1 tRNA gene is annotated in these 311 nt (G+C 51.8%); it reads left to right on the top strand.

Annotation, left to right across the window (positions count from 1 at the left end):
* Positions 1 to 236: 236 nt before the first annotated feature.
* A tRNA-Val gene (locus AOA60_RS29500) sits at positions 237 to 309 on the top strand.
* Positions 310 to 311: the final 2 nt, after the last annotated feature.

Here is a 311-nt window from a genome sequence, read left to right as displayed (position 1 = left end):
GGTTAGAATACCGGCCTGTCACGCCGGGGGTCGCGGGTTCGAGTCCCGTCCGCTGCGCCATATTCGGTAACCTGGAATGCTGAACGCCAGGTCACCACGGAAAGCCCGCTCATTGAGCGGGTTTTTTTTGCCCGAAATATGGCAAAAAATCGTGCGGTGAACTTTTTTTAAATAAATTGCATTTAAATCAAGACATTACGATTTTTTGGTGTATGATGCGCCCACACCGAAACGAAGGGTGATTAGCTCAGCTGGGAGAGCATCTGCCTTACAAGCAGAGGGTCGGCGGTTCGATCCCGTCATCACCCACC

Source organism: Pseudomonas sp. 2822-17 (assembly GCF_002742485.1).
GTDB lineage: Bacteria > Pseudomonadota > Gammaproteobacteria > Pseudomonadales > Pseudomonadaceae > Aquipseudomonas > Aquipseudomonas cyclaminis.
The sequence above is the reverse complement of the archived record's forward strand: the minus strand, read 5'-3'. Positions and strand labels throughout refer to the sequence as shown.